The following is an 18,654-nucleotide window of genomic DNA, read 5'->3' as shown; positions in this document are numbered from 1 at the left end:
CCGGCGGGACGGACGCCCTGCGGTTCAGTCGAAGTCGGTGGGGATGGGGGGTGGGTGCCAGACCGGGTCGTCGGCCGGCGCGCGGTGGGCCGCGCTGAACCGGTGCCGGCCGGGTCCGACCTCGACGGGATCGCCGCCGGGCAGCACCACCACGGCGGTGACCCCGACAGGCACGGTGACGTCGACGGTGAGCAGGCCGTCCGCCCGCCGCCAGGACACCTCGGCCCGGCCGTACGGGGTCAGGTGCGCGGTCCTGGCCCAGGCCACCCCGCCACCGGGGCGGGGTGCGACGGTGAGGACCCGGTACCCCGGCGCCCCGGGCGCGAGGCCGCCGAGCACCCGGTGCATCCAGTCCGCGACCGCGCCGAGCGCGTAGTGGTTGAAGGACGTCATCTCCCCCGGGTTGACACTTCCGTCGGGCAGCATGGCGTCCCACCGTTCCCAGACGGTGGTGGCGTCCATGGTGACCGGGTACAGCCAGGACGGGCACTCCCGCTGGGTGAGGAGCTGGTAGGCGTCGTCGAGCGCGCCGGCCGTGACCAGCGCGTCGCAGATCAGCGGAGTGCCGAGGAAACCGGTGGCGATCCGGTGGCCCCGGCTGCGCACCACCTCGACCAGCCGTTCCGCCGCCCGCGTACGCTGCCGGTCGTCGTCGAGCAGCGCGAACTCCAGGGCCAGCGCGTAGCCGGTCGGCGAGTCGCCGACGAGCCGACCGTTCGGGCTGACGTACTCGTCGCAGAACGCCCGGCGGCAGCGCTCGGCCAGCTCGGCGAACCTGTCCGCGTCCGCCTCCTCGCCGAGGATCCGGGCGATCCGCGACAGCACCCGGGCGGTGTGCACCCGGTAGGCGGTACCGACCAGGACCGGGTCGGTGACGGCCGCCGCCGGGTTGTCCGGCGGCGCGGTGGGGTCCAGCCAGTCGCCGTACGTCAGCTCCGGCTCGTCGAACAGCGGCCTCCCGCCGAGCGCGGCGGTGACCCCGTCCACCCAGGCGCACATGCTCCGGTACTGGCGGCGGAGGATCCCGGTGTCGCCGAAGTGCCGGTACACCGCCCACGGCACCAGCACCGCCGCGTCGCCCCACCCGGCGTGCCCGACCGGCTCGGCGAACGGCCCGCCCAGGTCGACCCGGGGCACGAACAGCGGCACGATGCCGTCCGGTGTCTGGTCGGCGGCCAGGTCCTTCAACCAGGAGGTCAGGAACCCGGCGCAGTCGTACAGGTAGCTGGCGGTCGGCGCGAAGACCTGGATGTCGCCGGTCCAGCCCAGCCGCTCGTCACGCTGCGGGCAGTCGGTCGGGACGTCCAGGAAGTTGCCGCGCATCGACCAGACGACGTTCCCGTGCAGCCGGGTCAGCAGCGGGTCGGAGCAGGCGAACCACCCGGTGCGCTCCAGGTCGGAGTGGTGGACGAGGGCGGTGACGTCCTCGGCCCGTAGTTCCTCGGGCCAACCGGTCACCTCCGCGTACCGGAAGCCGTGGAAGGTGAACCGCGGTCGCCACCGTTCCCCCTCCGGGTCGCCGCGCAGCGTGTACCGGTCGGTGGCGGCGGCGGTCCGCAGCGGCCGGACACCGAGCTCGCCGTGCTCCAGCACCTCGGCGTGGCGCAGGGTGACCGTCGTGCCCGCCGGCCCCTTCGGCCGGATCTCCAGGGTGCCCACCAGGTTCTGCCCGAAGTCGAGCAGGGTCCGGCCGGACGGCGAGGTCAGCACCGCGCGGACCGGCACCCGCTCGATCAGGCGGACCGGTGGCCCGTCGGGTGCCACCAGGATGCCCGGGTCGAGGTCCCGCACCGCGCAGGGCCGCCAGCCCCGGTCGTCGAAACCGGGGGCGGACCAGCCGGGCTGTTCGAGCCGGGCGTCGTGGTGTTCGCCGTTGTACAGGTCGGCGGAGGTCACCGGTCCGGTGGCCGACCGCCAGGAGGCATCGGTGCCGATGGTCACCGTGCGGCCGTCGACCAGGACGACCTCCAGCTGCGCCAGCAGGGCCAACCGGTCGCCGTAGACGTTCCGGCGACGGGTGGCGAAGGTCAACCGGCCCCGGAACCAGCCGTCCGCCAGCTGCGCCCCCAGCACGTTGCCGCCCGGCCGCAGCAGGTCGGTCACCTCGTAGGTCTGGTAGCGCAGCCGGTGGTGGTAGCTCGTCCAGCCGGGCGCGAAGGCGTCCGCACCGACCGGCCGCCCGTTGATCTCGGCCCGGTACAGGCCGTGCGCGGTGACGTAGAGCCGGGCCGAGGCGACCGGCGCGTCGAGGGTGAAGCACCGGCGCACGAGGGGGGCCGGGCCGTCCGGCGGGGCGACCAGCCGGGCCGTCCAGTCCGCCGGCTCCAGCAGCCCCGCCTCCACCGTCGCCGGTGCGCTCCACGGGGAGACCCGCCCGTCCACGCCGGTCACCCGGACCCGCACCGTACGACGGTCCCGGGAGCGCAGCTCCGACGCCGGCCACGGCACGCCCACCGAGTCCGGCGAGGCGACCCGGTGGGTCGTGCCGTCCACCTCGACCTCGTAGCCGGCCTGCCGCCAGCCGTCCGGCGCGGACCCGGTGCGCCAGGACAGCCGCGGCGAGCGGTCACCGATGCCCAACGCGGTACGGAGGTGCCCGAACCGCACCCGGCCCACCCGGACGTCCGCCATCTGCCGGCTCCTCTGCGTCGCCCGGCCCGCGGCTCCGCCGGCCCCCGCCACCGGGGTCAGCGGAACGCCCGGTACACGGCGGCGACGACCGGGTGGCCGTGGGTGGAGCGGTAGGCGCTCCCGTCGCCGACCAGCTCCCGGGGCACGCCGTTCATCCGTAGCGCGATCACCAGGCCGGCCCGGGGGTCGCACATGCCCCACGTCCCCGCGTTGCTGTGGTGCCCGAAGCTGGCTGGTGAGACCGCGCGGTAGAAGTTGCACCGGTCCAGCCGGAGGAACATGCCGTACCCCATGCCGTTCTCCACCCGGAACGACCGGTCGGCCCCGTCGTCCTCCTCGGACCCGGTGACGAACCGGTCGGGGGGTTCCTCGGTCAGCCCGGCCGGCTGCTGCGTGGTGGTCATCGGCGACGGGTCGAACCCGAGGAGGTCCCGGCACCGTTCCGGCTCGCTCAGCACCGAGTACAGCTCGGCCAGCGCCTCCATCGGCGCGTACCCGCCGTAGGCCGGGTTGGGCCAGGCGAGCGCCTGCGGGCTGTTCAGCCGGGTCAGCTCGCAGACCGGCCCGCCGAACCGGAGGGACCAGTAGGCCAGTTCGAGCCGGGACGGGTCCGGCCCCGGGACGGGGACCAGCTCCAGCGCGTCGGCGCCCGCCGGCCGCAGGACGTGCTCGGTGAGGAAGTCGGTCCAGGGTATGGTCGTCACCCGCTCGATCATCTCGGTCAGCGTCCACCAGCCGCCCCAGCTGTCGTACCGGATGACGGTGCCGGGCGTCCAGTCGCCGATCTCCCCGGCGAACAGCCGCTGTTTCAGCACGGCCGGCGACGAGATGTAGGGGAACGCGTTGCGGGGCATGAAGTGCCCGGCGGTGTGGGTGAGCAGGTGGTGCGCCGTGATCGTCTCCTTGCCGCCGCAGCCGAACTCGGGGACGTACCGGCTCACCGGCTCGTCGACGGAGAGCAGCCCGCGCGCCGCCAGCGCCAGGATGCCCATGGCCACCACCGGCTTCATCGCGCAGTCCAGCCTGGCCTTGGTCCCGACGGACATCGGCACGCCCGGCCGGGCCTCACCGGCCGCGTGGCTGAGCACCTGCCGGCCGTCGACCCGGACGACGAGCTGCCCGCTCCGGCAGTGGCCCCCGGCCACGAAGGCGTCGAGCATGGCGGCCGGCGACGCGCGGTGGGCCTCGATGTCGGGGAGGTCGGCGGCGGCTCCCGCCCGCCGGCTCATCCGGTCGTTCCCCGGTCCCGCCCGGCATCGACCAGCGCCGCGACGTGCCGCACCGACGGATTGTTGAAGAACCGCATCAGGTCGACGTCGACACCGAACTCGTTCCTGATCTCGGCGACGACCCGCACCGCGCTCACCGAGTCACCGCCGAGGTCGAGGAAGTCGTCGGTCACCCCCGTCCGGTTCCGGTCCAGGATCCGGTTCCACAGCGCGACGACCCGCTCCTCGGTCTCGGTCGTGGCCGGCTCGTAGCGGTAGACGTAGACCGACTCCGCCAGCAGCGACTCGGGGTCGGGGAAGCCGTCCGCCAGGTCCGGCAGCTCCGTGGCCAGCACGACGGTGATCCGCGACGCCGCCGCTTCGAGCACCTCGGCGCAGGCGTCCCGCAGCTCGGGGCCGCTGCAGAAGCCGTCGGGCCGCACCAGGGCCAGCACCGGGCCGGGCGCGCCGTAGTCGATGACCGTCGCACCGTCGACGTCGGGCCGGTCGACCAGCGTCGCCTCGACGTCCTTGCGCACAGCGGGCATAGCGACCCCATCTCGACGTGCCGACTCTCGGCGGGATGGTCGGGCGGTGTCCTCACCGCAGGGCGCGGGCGGTCTCCCCCGCCGCACCCGGCCAGGTCACCGACCATACCGGGAGGACCCCACGGGAGGGAAGATTGTCGATGGCTGACCGGCCGGTGCGGTACTGCGGCGGCGGTCAGCCGCTCATCGCCCCGGCGGTCATGCCACGCACCACCCACCGCTGCGCCACGACGTAGAGCACGAGCGTCGGAAGCTGCGCGATGAGCAGGGCCGCCGCCGGCAGGTTCCAGGACACGAAGTACTGACTCAGCTGCACCGGCAGCACGCCCACCGTGACCGGCCAGCTGTCGGAGTTGTTGAGCAGCACCACGGCGAAGAGGAACTCGTTCCAGATGTTGATGAACTGGAGCACGAAGACGGTGGCCAGCGCCGGGCCGCTGAGCGGCGCGAGGATGCGCAGCAGCACCCCTGAGTCGCTGCACCCGTCCAACCGGGCGCTGTCGTCGAGTGCCCGCGGGACGCCGGCGAAGAAGCCCCGGAAGATGAGCAGGCTGAACGGGATCCCGTACACCCCGTGGATCAGGACGAGACCCGCCAGCGAGCCGGTCAGGCCGAGCGACTCGGCGATCCGGTACAGCGGCAGGACGACCATCTGCTGCGGGACCATCAGCCCGACCAGGAGAAAGACGAAGAGCGCATCGGCGAACGGGATCAGGCGGCGGGCGATGAAGAACGCGATCGGGAAGGTGACCACCACGTTGATCAGCGCGCCGCCCACCGCCAGCACCAGGCTGTTGCCCAGCAGGGTCGGCATGTCGAGCGTCGTCCACGCGCGCACGTACGCGTCGAGGGTGGGTGGCACGGCCGGCGAGAACGGGCTCTCCCGGATCTCCGCGTCCGACTTGAGCGACGTCTGCAACGACAGCCAGAAGGGGTAGAGCCACAGCAGCACCGCGACGGCCGCGGCCACCGACGCGGTGACCGAGTAGCGTCGCCGGGGCCGTCGTCGCCGGGGCCGTGCGCCGCCCGGGCGCTTGTCGACCGACAGCTCGTCGCCCGGCAGCTCGTCGACCGGTACGGTCCCGTCGGGGCTGGTGTCGTCGACGACCTCGGACGGGTCACTCATCGAACGCCTCCCGCGTTGCCACCCGGCGCACGTACACGATCGCGAAGGTGAGGCTGAGCAGCAGGATGACCACGGCGATCGCGGCGCCGTAGCCCTGGTTGCGGTTCACGAACGTCTGGACGTACATGTAGTAGCCCAGCAGGGCGCTCGCGTTGTCCGGCCCGCCCTTGGTCATCACGTAGACGAGGTCGAACGACCGGAGCGACTGGATCACGGTCAGCGCGACGACGACCACCATGACCGGCCGGACCCTCGGCAGCGTGACGTAGCGGAACCGCTGGAGCCCGTTCGCGCCGTCGACCCGGGCGGCCTCGTAGAGTTCCGCCGGGATCTGTCTGATGCTGGCGTTGAACAGCGCCATGCTGAGGCCCGAGAACTGCCAGGCGAAGACCGCGACGAGCGAGTACAGCACCAGGTCCGGGTCGCCGAGCCAGTCCTGGGCCAGGAAGCCGAGGCCGACGGCGTCGAGCACCCCGTTCAGGGCGCCGAACGACGAGTTGTAGACCAGGGAGAACATGATGCCCAGGGTCACCAGGCTCATCGTGCTCGGCAGGAAGACCAGCGCCCGCAGCAGCCCCGTGCCGCGCAGCCGCCGCGAGTTCAGCACGGCGGCGTATACGAGGCCGACCGCCACCGGGACGGTCATCGTCACCGCGGTCCAGACGAGGGTGTTCACCAACGCCGTCCGGAAGGCGGGGTCCTCCGCCATCCGGGTGTAGTTGTCGAGGCCCACCCACTGCGGCGGCGTGAAGCCGTTGGACTTGTAGAGGCTCAGCCGCGCGGTCATGACGATCGGCAGGATGATGACGGCGACGTACGCGATCACGGGAAGGGTCAGGTAGAGCAGACCTTCCCGGGACGTCCGCGCCGGCCGGGCCGGACGTCCGCGCGCCGATGACCGCCGCACCGGCGCGCGGCGCCTCGGACCGTTCACACTGCCTCCAGGTCGACCGGTGTCCCGCCGGCTACTGCCGGTCGGCCACGGCCTGCACGCGCTTGGCCGCCTCGGCGGGCGTCACGGTCTTGTTGACGACGCCCTGGGTGGCGTCGAGGAACTCGTTCGCGACCTCGGCGGTGAAGGCGAGGTCGACGTGCAGGAAGCTGTCGCTCGTCTGCGACTTCATGGCGTCCGCGAGCTTGAGCATGACCTTGGACAGGTCGAGCGTCGTCAGGTCGACCTCGACGTTGGCGGGGAACAGCCGGCCGGCCTTGCCCAGGGTCGTCTGCGCCTCGGCGGCGACGTAGTAGTCGACGAAGGCCGCGGCGGCGTCCCGGCGACGCTGGTCCGACTTCGCGTTGATCATCAGGGTGTTCTCGGCGTAGATCTCCAGCGTGCTCTGCTTACCTACCGCCGCGGGGAAGACGAAGTAGTCCATCTTGTCGGCCGCCGCCTTGTCCGACCCGGCGATGGTGCTCGGGTACCAGTTGCCCTGCACGTTCATCGCCCCCTCGCCCTTGACCCACGGGATGGTCGAGTCGGCGTAGCCGATCGAGTTCGGCGAACCGTAGTAGTAGCCCGCCGCGTTCCAGTCGGCGAGCTTCTGCCAGGCCGCGACGAACGGCGCGTCGGTCCACCTACCCTTGCCGGCGACCAGGTCGTTGTAGACCGCCGGCCCGTTCTCCGCCACGACGAGCTGCGTCCAGTAGAACTGGGCCTCCCACTTCTCCTTGTTGGAGAGGATGAAGGGGGCCACCCCGCCGGCCTTGAGCCTGGCCGCCGCCGCCTCCAGCTCCGGCATGGTCTTGGGGACGGTGACGCCCTTCTGGGCGAAGATGCCGGGCTGGTACCAGATGGCGCTGGAGGACATCATCGTCGGGGCGAAGTACTTCTTGCCGTCGAAGGTCGCCTGGGTCTGGCCGAGGGCGTTCAGCCGCTTGGTCCAGCCGTACTGCTCGTAGTAGCCGTCGAGCGGGGCGGCGAAGCCGGCGTCGATGACGTCCTTCGCCCGGCCGCCCGCCCACGCGTAGAAGACGTCCGGCGCGTCACCCCCGGTCAGCTGGGTGATCTGCTTCGTCTTGTACGTCTCGTCGTCGATCGCCGTCCGGGTGACGCGGTACCGGCCCTCGAACTTCTTGTTGAAGGCCTCGACGATCGCCGCGTCGGCGTCGTCGCCCACGCCGGTCAGCCGGGCGGAGTAGCGGATCTCGGTGACACCGGAGGATTCGGCCTCGCCGCCGCAGGCGGTGAGTGAGGCGCCGACCGTCAGCGTGACCGCGAGCGCTGCAATACGGAGTCTCTTGTTCGCAGTCACCGGTGTCTCTCCATCCTGGACGGCAGACGATGGTCTTGGACAGTGGGTCGGTAGTCTAGCCCTAAGTCGTCAGTCAGGATGGCATCGGATTGGCCGGTGTCGTCGCCGCCGAAGTCGACGGTGGTGGACGGTCCTGCCGCTTAGTCGTCATTCGGACAATGGTCAGCCGGACCCGGCGTCCACCATCTGGTCGAGCGCGGAATAGTCGAGCTTTCCGGCGGCGGTACGCGGCATCGCGGCCACCCGCCGGACGACCACCATGGCCGCCGGGACGCCGAGCGTGTCGGCGATCTCCCGCCGGGCCGGTGCGAGGGTGTCCGGCTCCCGGGTGGTGAAGACGACGATCGGTGTCCCGCCGGCGGTGGCGACCGCGGCGACCTGCCCCACCGGCCCGCACCACTCCTCGACGTCGTCCAGGCTCACCCGGCGGTCGAGCACCTTGGCGAACCGCGACGACCGGCCCGTCACGTAGAGGAAACCCTCGTCGTCGAGCCGGCCGAGGTCACCGGTGTCCAGCGTGTCGACCTCCCGGCCGCGCGCCAGGTCGTCGCGGCAGGTGGCGTAGCCGAGCATCACGTTGGGTCCGGTGTAGCGGATCGCCCCCTCGGCCCGTCCCGGGCGGGTCGGCCGCACCGTCACCCGACCGCCGGGCAGCGGGGTGCCGACCGAGCCCGGCTTGTCGGCGAGGCGGTCCGCGGCGAGGCAGGTGATCCGGGAGGTCGCCTCGGTCTGGCCGTACATGCAGTGGAACGCCCCGCCGGTACGGCCGGCCCAGTCGACGGCGGCGCGGAGCAGCCGGTGCGGCAGTCGTCCGCCCGCCTGGGTGAGCACCCGCACCGACGGCGGCAACCGGTCGGCCCGTCCGCCCAGCACCGTCTCGTGGACCAGCGGGGTTCCGCCGACGGTGGTCACGGCGGCACGGTGCACGAGTTTCCAGAAGTCCACGCTCAACGGGCTCAGGTCGGTCACCACGACCGCCGATCCGGCCACGAGATGGCTGGTCAGGATCGAGAGCCCGTAGCTGTAGCAGAGCGGCACGCTGGTCACGGCGCGCTGCGCGGCGGACAGGCCCAGGGCACTCACGATGCCGGTGGCGTTCGCCAGCACGGCGTCCGCACCGATCCGCACCAGCTTCGGTGACCCGGTCGAGCCGGAGGTGGACAGCAGCAGTGCCAGGTCGGCCCCGACCCCGCCGGCCGGCTCCGGGGCGATCCAGGCCGCGCCCGTCCCGCCCGGCACCGCCGACCCGACCGCCCGGTATCCGCTTTCCCGCAGGTACGAATCGGGATCGCCGGGCCGCTGGAACACCATCCCGGGTCGGTAGGTGGCGACGAGAAGTCGTTTCCGGTGCACCGGTGTGTCGGGCGGGAACAACGCCACCGCCTGCCCGGCGGAAATGGCACCCAGATAAACAAGCGACAACTCGATCGAGTTCTGCAGGAAACAGAAGATCACCTCCTTTTCCGCACGTCCGCCGATCGTGTGCAACGCCCCGACGGTCCGGTCCAACCGCCCGCGCAGTTCCCCGAAGGTGATCGTCCGGCGGGCGGAGACGAGCGCCGGGTCGCCGTCGGATCCCCCGAGCAGCAGGTCGCGGATCTCGGTCAACGCCGCCTCCCCACCCGCCGTGTCGGGGCCGTGTCCCCGGTGCGCCACGGGCCGCCGCCGGGCGCCGGACGCCTGCCCCACCGGCCCGGCCCGCCGCACCGACCTTCCCACGATCCGGTCATCCGCGGGGGTCGATACGGTGTGATAGGTTCGGACCGCATCAAGCTGATCATGACGTTGCGGATGGTCCACCACCGTCGGAGCGTTACCGGCGCGGACGCGGTTGGCGTCCTCCGCGACCGTCCGGACAGGACACCGACACGGAGGGGGCGAGGTTGCGCGTGCGCGCCTCAGTTGTCATCACCACGTACAACCGACGCTCGGTGGTACCGCAGGCCGTCGAGTCGGTCCTCGGTCAGACCCTCCGGGACATCGAGGTGACCGTCGTCGACGACGGCTCGACCGACGGCACGGCCGACGAGCTGACCCGGCGGTTCGGGCAGGACAGCCGGCTACGCGTCATCCGGCGGGTGAACGGCGGTCCACCCGTCGCCCGCAACACCGGCCTCGACGCCTCGTCCGGCCCGTACGTCGCGTTGCTCGACAGCGACGACATCTGGCACCCCGAGTACCTGGCGAGCCAGGTCGACGTGCTGGAGCGCCACCCCGAGGCCGACATGGTCCTCGACAACGGCATGTGCCACGCCCCGGGCGGGGAGTCCGTCCCGCTGTTCGACCAGCCGGACTGGGTCTTCCCGCACACCATCGACGCGATGTGCGAGCTGTCGTACATCCTGCCCAGCTTCAGCGTCTTCCGCTCCCGGGTGCTGCACGAGCTGCGCTTCGACGAGACGTTCCGGGTCGGCGACGACACCGAGCTGATGTGGCGCTTCCTGGCCGCCGGGCACCGCAGCGTGGGCAACCCGCGGACGCTGGCCGAGTACCGGGCGGTCTGCCAGCCGGGTGGCGAGGCCGCCGCGCAGCTCACCGGCGAGCAGGATCCGATCCTGCTCGCCGCCTACGACGTCTGGAAGCGGTACGGCGACCGGTACCCGCGGGCGATCGACCGCGGCCCGGACTTCCACCGGGAGTTCGCCGAGGTGCTGATCCGCAACGACCGCGCGCACGAGGCGCGGTGGCACGCGGAACGCTTCGCGCAGACCGCGCCCGACGACCCGGACGCCGAACGGCTGCTGCGGCTGTCCGGCGCGGTCGGTCAGACCACCGCCTCCTAGTCCCGGCGACCGGCTCCGGGCACGCGATACCGTCTGCGTGCCCGGAGCCGGCGCACCAGCACCGTCGGGGTGCCTGGGGCCGGCGCACCCGGCACCGTCGGCGTGCCCGGGGCCGGCGCACCGTTGCCGCCGTCCTGCTCACCCCGCCGCCGGCTCCCCGCTCATTCCGCTGCCGGCGCTCCGCTCATTCCGTGTACGCCCGCGACTGCAGGTGGAACAGCTCGGCGTAACGGCCACCGGCGGCGACGAGTTCGTCGTGCGTGCCCCGCTCGACCACCCGACCGCCGTCGAGCACGACGATGAGGTCGGCGAGGCGGACCGTCGACATCCGGTGCGTCACGAACAGGGTGACCCCGCCGACCCGGGCGGCGACCTCCCGCGCGGTGGCCTGGTAGGCGTCACACACCTGCTGCTCGGCGAGGGCGTCCAGGGAGTGCCCCGGCTCGTCCAGCGACAACAGCATCGGCTCGGTACGCATCACCGCCCGCGCGAACCCGACCCGCTGCCACTGCCCGCCGGACAGCTCGGTGCCGTCGCCGTAGCCGCTGCCGATCAGCGCCCCGGTGTCGCCGATCCGTTCCAGCAGGGCCGTCGCCCGCGCCCGGTGCATCGCCGCGGTGACCGCCTCGCGGGAGTCCACGTCCGGCAGGTGCCCGACGCCCACGCTGTGCTGCAGGGTGAGGTCGATCCGGGCGAAGTCCTGGAACAGGGTGGCGGTCCGTCGTCGCCAGGACGTCACCTCGGTCGCCGCCAGATCCACCCCGTCGACCAGCACCCGTCCCGCCGTCGGTGGGTACAGGCCGGTCAGCACCTTGATCAGGGTGCTCTTGCCGGCGCCGTTCTCGCCCACGAGCGCGACACAGGTGCCCGCCGGCAGGTACAGGTCGACGTCGCGCAGGGCGGTCCGGTCGCTGCCCGCGTAGGCGAAGCTGACGTTCTCGAACCGGATGCCGTCGGTCATCCGCTCGACGGCGAACGGCGTCGCGCCGGAGCCGCCCGACCGTTGCCGCGACTCGTCCCGGAGCTGGAGCAGGCGGCGCACCCCGCTGGCCGAGGCGTAGACGTCACCGAACAGGTCCAGCCCGGCGGCCATCTGGGTGGCGATCTGGGTGGCCAGCGTGACCACCAGGATGACGTCGCCGACGGTGGCCTCGCCCCGCCGGGCGAGCTGGTAGACGTAGAGGACCGAGCCGACGTACCCCAGAGCGAACGCGAGCTGCCCGGCCAGCCGCAATGCAGTGCTGCGCCACTGCGCCGCGTTCATCGTCCGCTGGTAGGTGGTGAGCAGCTCGGCCTGCTTGCCGAGCAGGTACCGCGCGTTGCCCATCAGCCGGATCTCCTGCTGGGAACGCGGATCGACCATCAGCCGGCGGTAGTGCCGGATCGTCCGGGTCACCGGCGCCGTCCGCTCCCGCGCCGACTCCAGCAGGTGCTCCGCGCGCCGGCCGAACACCACCGGCAGCACCGCCACCACGGGCAGCAGCAACAGCAGCGGCGACAGGACGCCGAGCACCACGGCCGTGACGGCCAGCTGCGCCGCCAGGGCCGCCATCGGCAGCCCGCCGATGATGCCGGCCCGCATCCGCTGCACGTCCTGGCGTACCAGGTCGACCCGGTCGCCGAAGGACGGATCGTCGCCCAGCTCCAGCCAGTCGGACCCGTTGGCGGCCCGCAGCAGCTCCCGGTGCAGCCGCTGGTCGGTGATCTCGGCCAGCTCGAAGTAGTAGAGGTGGGCGAAGTGCCCCAGCATCAGCTCGCACAGCAGCACCACGGCGGCCACCGCGCCCCAGGCCGCCGCCTCGCCGGGAGCGTCGACGACGACCGCGTCGACGAGCTTCTTGAGCGCGAGGGCGACCGCCGGGGTGGCCAGCGCGCCGGGCAGGAGCAGCCCCATCCCGATGACGAAACGCCGTCGGTCGAGCCGCCACGCCAGCCGCAGCAGCCACCGGAGCCCGAACCAGGTGTTGTTCATGCCGGTCCCCCCAGCGGTGTCGACGTCGCGGCACCGTCGGCGAACCGACTGGCCTGCACGGCGAACATCCCCGCGTACCGGCCACCGCTGGCGATCAGCTCGTCGTGGCTGCCGGCCTCTTCGATCCGCCCGTCGGCGAGCACCACGATCCGGTCCGCCTGCCGCACCGACGAGAAGCGGTGCGAGATGACCAGGCTGGTCACCCCCCGGGTGAGGTCGAGGAAGGTGTCGTAGAACTCCGCCTCCCCGCGCGCGTCGAGCTGGGCGGTCGGCTCGTCGAGGACGAGCACGCTCGCCCCGTGCCGGACGGCGAACAGCGCCCGGGCGAGCGCCACCCGCTGCCACTGCCCGCCGGAGAGGTCCTGCCCGCCGGGCAGCGCCCGGGTCAGCGGCGTCTCCAGGCCCAGCGGCAGCTCGTCGAGGAGGTACCCGAGCCCGACCCGGCGCAGCTCGGCGGTGACGCCCTCGTCGTCGTCACGGTGCTCCACCGAGCCCATCGCCACGTTCTCCCGGAGGGTGGCCTCGTAGCGCACGAAGTCCTGGAACACCACCGCGAACGTCCGCTGCCAGGCCTCGGGGTCCAACCGGCGCAGGTCCACCCCGTCGACGGTGACCGAGCCGCCAGCCGGCTGGTAGAGACCGGCCAGCAGCTTGACCAGCGTGGTCTTCCCCGCGCCGTTCACCCCGACCAGCGCGGTCGAGGTGCCGACCGGCAGCCGGAGGTCCAGCCCGCGCAGCACCGGCCGGTCCGGCTGGTAGCCGAAGGTCACCTGTTCCAGGGCGATCAGCCGCTGGGGCGTGGTGACGACGCGGTTCCGCCCGGTGCCGTCGTCGTCGGTGTCCTCCCGGCAGAGCCGCTCGAAGGCGACGATGGCCTCCCAGGCCGCGCGGCCGTGCACCATCTTCATGTCCGACTCGGGGAACATCTGGCCGAAGCGGACGCAGATGGCGACCGCCTGCACGCCGATGGCCACCTCGGCCACCGGGGCGTCGCCGGCCGCGCCGACGGAACCGGCCAGCAGGAGGAACGCCGCCAGCGTGGCGATCAGCCCCAGGCCGGCGTACACCAGGAACGGCACCCCGTAGACCCGCCGACGCCAGGACCAGAGCGGGTCCAGGTAGTCGCGCGACGCGTCCTCGTAGCGTTGGTCCAGCCAGTCGAGCAGCCCGAGGGTACGGATCTCCTTCGCCGCCCGCGTGGTGGTCGCGAGTTCGCGCAGGTAGGTCAGCCGTCGCCGGACCGGCTCGAAGCTGACGATCAGCGCACCCCAGCGGTGGAAGGCGATCGAGTGGCCCCGGCGGACGACCAGGGCCACCGTCGCCGCGGCCAGCGCCACCGGCCAACCGGCGGTGACGGCCGCGACGGTGACCGCGCTGACCAGCTGGGCGTACCGCGCGACGAGCGCCAGGGCGCCCTCGGTCGCTCCACCGGGCGTCAGGATCCAGGTGTCGAACTCCTCCTCCGCGTGGTTCAACAGGTCGGCCACGTCGGCGCGTTCCAGGGTCGGCAGCGACGCCCGGATCGCGGCGTCCTCGGTGTACCGGGCGATGCAGTAGCTGTCGATCCGGCGCGAGACCACCTGCGACAGGGCACGTTGCAGCGGTGCCAGCAGTTGCTGGACGACGAAGGCGACGAGGGCGACGGTCAGCCAGCCGGCCGCGGCCGACCGGTCCGGGTCGCCGGCCAGACTGCTCAGGGCCAGACCGACACCGACGCCGAACGTCATCGGCATCAACCCCGCGACGACGTGCACCGACAGCAGCGTGGCGACCAGCGGGCGGCCGGCGTACCGGCTGAGGTGCACCAGCTGACGGCCGGCCTCGGCGCGTCGCCGGGCCCGCCGACCCCATCCCCGCCACGGCGGGCGTGCCCGCTCGTCGCCGCGCGCCACCTGGTCGGCTGTCGGCACCCGTCCTCCAGAAATCCGGTGTGGATCGTCGTGCGGTGATCGGATCGGCGGCGCCCGGCGGCGGATTCCCGGCCGGCGCACTGTCCACGCGGGACACTACCGCAGCGGCGCGCTCCGCCGGGTCCGGGAAAGACGCGGCGGCGCGTCCCGCCAGCGAGACGGGCGTCGATGGCCGGCGGGCGTCGTGTCTTGGCGGCCGACCGGCCGGTGCATAGGGTCGTGGGATCAGGTCGGTAGGCGTGACGGCGGCGACAGGGTGGGGACGGCGACGCTGATGACCGGCTCCGTGGGTGGGGCGTCGGACCGGGGGTCCGTCGTCGACCACGCGCTGCGGGCCGCCGCCCTGGCCATGCCGTCGGCCGAGGCGTTGGTGATCGACCCGGGATCCGCCGGGAACACCCTCGTCTGGCGGGACCTGGAGCGGCGTACCGCCCGGCTCGCGCAGCACCTCGACGAGGTCGTCGCCGCCCGGGCCGGGGGGCCGTGTGCCGTGGAGGTGCCGGCCGGGCGCAGCGCCGCCGCGTTGCTCTGGCTGGTCGCCGCCCTGCGTACGGCGCTCCCGGTGGTGCTGGTCGACCCGTCCGCGCCGCAGCGGGAGCGCACGGCGGTGCGCCGGGAACTCCGCGGCGCGGGTCTCGGCCTCGTCGTGCCGGTGGCCGGGGACGGCACTGTCGACGAACGCCGTCCGCCCGGACACCTGCCGGCGCTGGCCGGAGCGCCGCCGCGCGCCGCCGTGCCCCCGCACGCACTGGTCCTCGCCAGCGGCGGCAGCACCGGCCGCCCCAAGCTGGTCGTGGACACCACGATCCGCCGGCCGGCGGTCCACGAGCACCTCCAGGTGACCAGCCGGCTGGCGTGGCGGGCCGACCAGACCCAACTGGTCACCGGGCGGCTGCACCACGCCGCCCCGCTGACGTTCTTCGTGCGGGGCCTGGTCGACGGCAACCGGCTCGTCGTGCCGTCCCGGTACGCGTCGTCGATCGCCGCCCGGCTGATCGAGGAGCAGCGGGTGCGGTGGATGCAGGCCACCCCGTTCCAGCTCCAGCACCTGGCGGCCTGGCTGCACGAGCACCCGGCCGACCTGGGCAGCCTGCGCGCCGTGCTGCACATGTCGGCGTCCTGCCCGCCGTCGGTCAGACGGCGGTGGATCGACTGGGTGGGCGCGGAGCACGTCTTCGAGATCTACGGGGCGACCGAGGGGCTCGGCCTGACCGTCGCGTCCGGCGCCGAGTGGCTGGCCCGGCCGGGCACGGTGGGCCGGGGCTTCTACACCCGGATCCGGATCCTGGACGAGGCCATGCGGCCGGTGCCCCGGCGGGCCGTCGGCACGGTGTTCCTGCGCAGTCTGGGTACCCCGCCCACGGCCGTCTACCTCGGCGGCGACGCCCGGCTGGCCACCTCTCCGGACGGTTTCCGCAGCGTCGGCGACCGTGGCCGCCTCGACGAGGACGGCTATCTCTACCTCGAACCACGACGGGTCGACATGATCAACGTGGCCGGCGAGAACGTCTATCCGGCCGAGGTCGAGGCGGTGCTCGTCGGGTGTCCCGGCATCATGGACGCCGCGGTGACCGGGGTGGCCGACGACCGGCTGGGTGCCCGTCCGGTCGCCGTCGTCACCTGCTGGCCCGGCGTGACGCTGGACGAGCGCGCCGTGCTCGCGTACTGCCGCGAGCGGCTCTCGGCCTTCAAGACCCCGCGGTGGATCCGGGTGGTCGACCGGATTCCGGTCACCCCGGCCGGCAAGGTCGACCGTCGGGGGGTGGCCGACCTGGTATCCGGGTTCGGCTGAGGCAGCGCTACCCGTCGTCGCCCGTCGTGGTCGCCGACGCCTGCGGAGCCGGACCGGCCGCTCCCTCCGCCCGGTCGGGCCGGCCGTCCGGCGGTGTGGTCGGCCAGTGCACCACGAGTTCCCCGTCGGCGGTGAACCGGAAGTCCGTCGGCGACAGCAGCGGGTCAGGCATGGATCTCCTCCCGGGCGCGTACCCCGGTCATCGAGGGCAGGCGTCCGCCCGGCAGGGTCGCCCGGTCGACCACGTCGGCTCCGAGCACGAAGCGGCCGTCCCGCTCGTCGGCCAGACCGCGCAGCACCTCCCGGAACCGCTGCATGGTCTTCGCGGTGGGCGTGTACGGCCCGAGCCGCAGCGGCAGGGCGAGGTACGCCTTGCCGTCGGTGACCACCAGCCGCCGGTCGATCAGGTGCGCCAGGACGTCCTCGACGGCCGCCTCGCCGACCCCCGGGTGCTCCTCCACCACCGCCTTGTGCACCGAACTCAGGCTGCGGTACGAGTCGCAGGCCAGGAACACCGCGGTGGCCAGCGGCCGGTCGAGAACGGTCAACGGCTGCACCGCCTCCGGGCGCAGGTCCCAGATGACGGTCCGGTCGTCGACCAGACCGTAGAAGAGGTCGCTGCCGGCCTCGTAGGAGTCGGTCCAGCTCTGGCCCACCTCGATCACCTCGGCGGCGTAGTTGCTGCTGCCCGGCCGGTCGAGATAGTCGCAGTTGAAGAAGTAGGCGAGGTTGGACACGGCCCGGTCGTCGAGCGCGTAGATGTACCGGTACGCGGGCACCGGCCGGATGTTCGCCAGTTTGAAGCTCGTCGCCTGCTCGAACAACGGGCTGAACCTGTTGAGCAGCACCGGCCGCACGGAGGTGGGCGGGGGCAGGTGACTCAGCTTGCGCATCATCTCGGCCATCGTGGTGTAGTCGTCCGGCGACTCGTCGGGGATACCCCAGAGGATGTTCCAGAAGACCGTGATCCCCAGCTCCTTGCACCACTTGAGGAGCTGCACGTTCTGCAGGCCGCGGACCCCTTTCCGCATCAGGGTGAGCACGTCGTCGGCGAGGCTCTCGATGCCGGGTTGCAGCGTCCGGATGCCGGCCTCGTGGAGCGCCTCCAGCTGCGGTCGACGCAGATTGGCCTTGACCTCGTAGAACAGGTCGAGGCCCTTCGCCTTGCGGGCCAGCTCGGGAATCATGTCCTGGAAGTAGGCGTAGTCCAGGATGTTGTCGACCACCGTGACGGCGAGACCGGGGTGCCGGTCGGTGAGCGTGTCGAGTTCCCGCAGCGCGCGGCTGCTCGACTTGCTCCGGAACCGCATCGTCGCGCCGTTGAGCCCGCAGAACGTGCAGTGGTGCTTCTGCCCCCACCAGCATCCCCGCGACGTCTCGAACAGCAGCCCGGGCTTCTCGGCCCCGTCGAACCCGGCGGCCGCGAACTGCACGAAGTAGTCGTCGAAGTTCGGCTCCGGCAGGTCGTCCATCACCTTGACGCCGGGCGCGACGGAGTACTGGGCGGCGAGCGCCAGCGCGTTCGGGGCCTTGCGCTGCCGCACCCCGGGGAGGTCCCCGAACGGTTCGCCGTCGATGATCCGGCGGATGATCTGCGGAAAGACGACCTCACCCTCACCGGACACGGCGGCGTCCACCCACGGGAACTCGGTGACGAGCTGGTGGCCCATCACCCCCTCGCAGTTCGCGCCGCCGAAGATGATCGGGGTGTGCGGACTGAGCTCCCGGACCGCGCGGGCCACGGCCAGTGCGGCGATGTTCTGGTCGAACACGGTGGTGAAGCAGACGACGTCCGGCGCCATCGACACGATGCGGGCCGCGCTGTCCCCGACGAAGTCCGACGCCAGCTCCCGGGCGGCCACGAGCTGGCTGATCAGGTCCTCGTTCAGCACCCGGCCGCCGCCCTCCGCGGGCATGGTCCAGGTCTCGCCGAACCGCAGGACGTTGTCGACGTAGTCCCTGGCGGTGGCGTGCCCGGGGAACAGCGCGTCGGCGAACACCCATTCACCGAGGAGGTTGCAGGTCGAGTCACCGTCGGTGATGCGGTTGTACAACTGTGGGCTGATCCGTTTGGCGAATTCGATCGTCAGGTACAGGATGTCGACGTTCACGTCGTCGTTGGCCTGGACCAGGGCGGATTTCAGCAGGCTGAGGCCGAGTGACGGCAGCAGGAGTGGGCCGAAAGGTGCCGAGACCAGCACGACATTGGCTTTACCGGTCGGTGAGGGCTGTCCCATATGGCCACGTCTCCTCAGTCTGGAACGGTGACTCGGTGCTCCGGGTGATGTGTGGGTCGAGCCGAACCGGGAAAAGGCCGGTGTCACCGCACCAGGGTGACGACTGCGTGCCGTGGAAGACACCGGACCGGGGGACAGCGTCGGCGTTCCCGCTGGGCCGATCGGCGTCGTGGACCGTGTCAACCCACCGTGGCA

Annotated in this window: 13 protein-coding genes; 2 read left to right on the top strand and 11 right to left on the bottom strand. The window is 72.3% G+C overall.

Features of this window, described 5'->3' with window-relative positions:
- Nucleotides 1-24: 24 nt before the first annotated feature.
- The 7 genes from O7625_RS13010 to O7625_RS12980 all read right to left on the bottom strand — a co-directional run bounded on the left by O7625_RS13010 (nt 25) and on the right by O7625_RS12980 (nt 9,373).
- A complete protein-coding gene (locus O7625_RS13010) occupies nt 25-2,631 on the bottom strand; it encodes an alpha-L-rhamnosidase (protein WP_282346118.1) in 2,607 nt (868 codons plus the stop codon).
- A gap of 56 nt (nt 2,632-2,687) precedes the next feature.
- The gene (locus O7625_RS13005; protein ID WP_282346116.1) at nt 2,688-3,860 is read right to left on the bottom strand and encodes a serine hydrolase domain-containing protein; all 1,173 of its coding nucleotides are present in this window, start codon (nt 3,858-3,860) and stop codon (nt 2,688-2,690) included.
- Nucleotides 3,857-4,387, bottom strand: a complete 531-nt coding sequence (locus tag O7625_RS13000) for a phosphopantetheine-binding protein (protein ID WP_089004026.1) — start codon at nt 4,385-4,387, stop codon at nt 3,857-3,859. The genes O7625_RS13005 and O7625_RS13000 overlap by 4 nt, the downstream gene beginning before the upstream one ends.
- 175 nt (nt 4,388-4,562) lie before the next feature.
- Nucleotides 4,563-5,513 carry a carbohydrate ABC transporter permease gene (locus tag O7625_RS12995; RefSeq protein WP_282346114.1) on the bottom strand — a complete coding sequence of 317 codons (951 nt, stop codon included), beginning with the start codon at nt 5,511-5,513 and terminating at the stop codon, nt 4,563-4,565.
- Complete coding sequence (locus O7625_RS12990) at nt 5,506-6,339, bottom strand: sugar ABC transporter permease (RefSeq protein WP_282346112.1); 834 nt, start codon at nt 6,337-6,339, stop codon at nt 5,506-5,508. Before O7625_RS12990 ends, O7625_RS12995 begins: the two co-directional genes overlap by 8 nt.
- Nucleotides 6,340-6,478: 139 nt before the next feature.
- Nucleotides 6,479-7,765 carry an extracellular solute-binding protein gene (locus O7625_RS12985; protein WP_282346110.1) on the bottom strand — a complete coding sequence of 429 codons (1,287 nt, stop codon included), beginning with the start codon at nt 7,763-7,765 and terminating at the stop codon, nt 6,479-6,481.
- 162 nt (nt 7,766-7,927) lie between these two features.
- Nucleotides 7,928-9,373, bottom strand: a complete 1,446-nt coding sequence (locus O7625_RS12980; protein ID WP_282346108.1) for an AMP-binding protein — start codon at nt 9,371-9,373, stop codon at nt 7,928-7,930.
- 281 nt (nt 9,374-9,654) lie between these two features.
- Here O7625_RS12980 and O7625_RS12975 point away from each other — a divergent pair, with 281 nt between their 5' ends.
- Complete coding sequence (locus tag O7625_RS12975; RefSeq protein ID WP_282346106.1) at nt 9,655-10,548, top strand: glycosyltransferase family 2 protein; 894 nt, start codon at nt 9,655-9,657, stop codon at nt 10,546-10,548.
- Nucleotides 10,549-10,732: 184 nt separating this feature from the next.
- On the opposite strand, the gene O7625_RS12970 is transcribed toward O7625_RS12975, so the two are convergent.
- Both O7625_RS12970 and O7625_RS12965 read right to left on the bottom strand, forming a co-directional pair.
- Nucleotides 10,733-12,520, bottom strand: coding sequence for an ABC transporter ATP-binding protein (locus tag O7625_RS12970; protein WP_282346104.1), 1,788 nt, complete (start codon nt 12,518-12,520; stop codon nt 10,733-10,735).
- A complete protein-coding gene (locus tag O7625_RS12965; protein ID WP_282346103.1) occupies nt 12,517-14,430 on the bottom strand; it encodes an ABC transporter ATP-binding protein in 1,914 nt (637 codons plus the stop codon). The genes O7625_RS12970 and O7625_RS12965 overlap by 4 nt, the downstream gene beginning before the upstream one ends.
- Before the next feature lie 274 nt (nt 14,431-14,704).
- On the opposite strand from O7625_RS12965, the gene O7625_RS12960 reads away from it, so the two are divergent.
- Complete coding sequence (locus O7625_RS12960; RefSeq protein ID WP_282346102.1) at nt 14,705-16,222, top strand: AMP-binding protein; 1,518 nt, start codon at nt 14,705-14,707, stop codon at nt 16,220-16,222.
- Nucleotides 16,223-16,229: 7 nt separating this feature from the next.
- Here the strand turns inward: O7625_RS12960 and O7625_RS12955 are convergent, their stop codons facing one another.
- Nucleotides 16,230-16,394, bottom strand: coding sequence for a hypothetical protein (locus tag O7625_RS12955; RefSeq protein ID WP_157517440.1), 165 nt, complete (start codon nt 16,392-16,394; stop codon nt 16,230-16,232).
- Complete coding sequence (locus tag O7625_RS12950) at nt 16,387-18,423, bottom strand: RiPP maturation radical SAM C-methyltransferase (RefSeq protein WP_282346101.1); 2,037 nt, start codon at nt 18,421-18,423, stop codon at nt 16,387-16,389. Before O7625_RS12950 ends, O7625_RS12955 begins: the two co-directional genes overlap by 8 nt.
- Nucleotides 18,424-18,654: the final 231 nt, after the last annotated feature.

The organism is Micromonospora sp. WMMD714 (assembly GCF_029581315.1).
Lineage (GTDB): Bacteria > Actinomycetota > Actinomycetes > Mycobacteriales > Micromonosporaceae > Micromonospora > Micromonospora rifamycinica.
The sequence above is the reverse complement of the archived record's forward strand: the minus strand, read 5'-3'. Positions and strand labels throughout refer to the sequence as shown.